This window comes from Fructobacillus sp. EFB-N1, assembly GCF_001038455.1.
GTDB lineage: Bacteria > Bacillota > Bacilli > Lactobacillales > Lactobacillaceae > Fructobacillus > Fructobacillus cardui.
Genome location: NZ_LDUY01000045.1, coordinates 1 through 2,475 on the forward strand (window position 1 = coordinate 1; position 2,475 = coordinate 2,475).

A 2,475-nucleotide genomic window follows, 5' to 3' on the forward strand; every position below is an offset into this window, starting at 1 on the left:
GGACCACCTGATCATGTTCAGCTTGTAAGCTCTTCTTTTGAGCTGCCTGTTGATCGGCAACCGGTGTTCCTGCTTGGTGCGTTGCATCAATTGCTTGCTTGCCTGCTGCCATAGCTGCATTAACGGAATCCGCATCCTCTGCTTGATCAATCTTAGCATCATTGTCTTGCAACGCTTGATTGGCTGCCTGGACTTGCTTTTGCTTCTCAGCACTCGTCAAAGTTGGATCAGCATTAATGGCTTGGACCACCTGATCATGTTCAGCTTGTAAGCTCTTCTTTTGAGCTGCCTGTTGATCCATTATTAACGAACCTATTCGGTGCGTTGAATCAATAACTAGCTTACCTCGTTCCGTTGCTGCATTAATCGCATCCGCATCCTTGGCTTGATCAACCTTCGTTTGATTATCCACTAGAGCCTGATTAGTCGCCTGGACTTCCCTTTGCTTCTCAGCACTCGTCAAAGTTGGATCAGCATTAATCTCTTGGACCACCTGATCATGTTCAGCTTGTAAGCTCTGCTTTTGAGCTGCCTGTTGATCGGCAACGGGTCTACCTGCTTGGTGTGCTTGATTAAATCCCTTCTTAGCTTCTACCATAGCCGCATTAATAACATCCGCACTCTGAGCTTGGTTAATTTTAGCACCATTGTCTTGCAAAACTTGATTGGCTGCCTGGACTTGCTTTTGCTTCTCAGCGCTCGTCAAGGTTGGATCAGCATTAATGGTTTGGACCACCTGATCATGTTCGGCTTGTAGGTCTCCTTTTTGCGTGTCTTTTTGAAACTTTAGATTATCTAAATGTACTTGAAATGTCTGGGTGTCGCTATTATATGTAACACCATTGCTAGGATAATTATCACTAACAACTACATATCCGTCATTTTCATATTTTTTTATTGTATCCTGTGTACTATATGAATCAGTTGTTCCATAACTACCTGTTAAATTATGGGATTCTAAAATTTTCCCAGTAGTATCATCAATATATTGTACAGTGGCTGATTCTTGGTCTGGCTCATACACGTAAACTACAGGATTATTTCCTACTGATGCGTTATTAACAGGCATCGCATAATTTCCACTTTCTTGCCCATTCACTTTAACTAAATGGTAATTTGGAATATCAATAGATTGCGTTTTATACGCTCCACCTGTCACACCTAAATAAATATTATCAGGATGTAATGTTTTATTATGTTCATCAACATATTTAGCAGTAACACTCGCTGAATTAGAATAATAAAATACATCCGCAATTTTATCTGAATTTAACTGATGACTCATAGAGCTATTTTGCGATGAAGCTACATGATTATCATCGTTTATATACTCAGATGACTTTACAAAATAATATCCCTGACTAGTCAAATCTTTAGCTTGAGCTGTCACCGATTGACCCCAAGAACCTCCAACCCCTACTTTATCAGGATTTGATAAATCACCATTATTATTAACATCTCTATAGTAAGACTTAACAACTTGAGGTTCAGTTTGATTGGTTACAGCATTTCTATAAGATTTATAACCATGTTTTACTGCTTCATCCGGTATATCCAAGTCAAAAGAAAGTGTAAATTTTTGATTAAAACCCCATGTGTTTCCCTGAGCATTATTAGAATACGTGATTCTTCCATTACTGCTTGTTAAAAGGAAAGGAAAGGAAAGCCAAACAGCATTATCCAAATTCTGTGTTACATTGCCATTAATATCTAAGAACTGCCAACCAGAAATAGATTGCGTATTACCATTAGGGTCTGTTAGGACTACATTGGAAATATTTGCACCATTTAATTTAGACCATGAAATAGAGTTTGCTGCGGATCCTTTACTGTATCGAAGTGTATAAGCATCTAAAGTAACAGTAGGTTGAGTATCACCTTGAACATAACCATCTTTAACATCTGTCTTAAGTCCAATTCCGGAAACAACAATATGACCCTTTGATCCTGTTAGATCTCCATTATCACTTGGAACAGTAGAAGCTGTCTGCCAATTATTCCAATCAATATTTGACGAAACATTGTCTGCCTTTGCATGAAGAAATAAATGTAAATCATCATTTGAATCAAATGACAAAAAATTTGAAGAGCTTAAAATAGCTCCCACAGAAAATGATAAAAACAAAGAGAAAACAAGATGTTTCCCTGATTTGTACATTTTATATCTATTCACTCTCTTTTCTTCCATATTAAAACCTCTCAAATCATTCTAAATATATATATTTAACACAATTATAATTCTAATTTAAATTTTGTCAATCATTGCATCAAAAAGAAATTTAACAAATGTAATAAGAATAATTGAAACAGATCATTCGAAATATTTATTTAAAATGGTATCATTTAGTTAAACTTTAAATTTAACAAATTCGAGAAAGACTTAAACAAAATGGCAGATTACAAGTTTAATTCGAACAACCCCGAAAAACTTCTAGTGGCGTCTGGTAGTTATGTAACTTCATGGGTCGATTGTTG

At 36.4% G+C, this 2,475-nt stretch carries 1 protein-coding gene; it reads right to left on the bottom strand.

Features of this window, described 5'->3' with window-relative positions; all coding sequences use genetic code 11:
• Positions 1–2,188 (bottom strand): MucBP domain-containing protein (locus tag FEFB_RS07885; protein WP_152666258.1); only part of this gene is annotated, 2,188 nt, incomplete at its 3' end.
• Positions 2,189–2,475 lie beyond the last annotated feature (287 nt).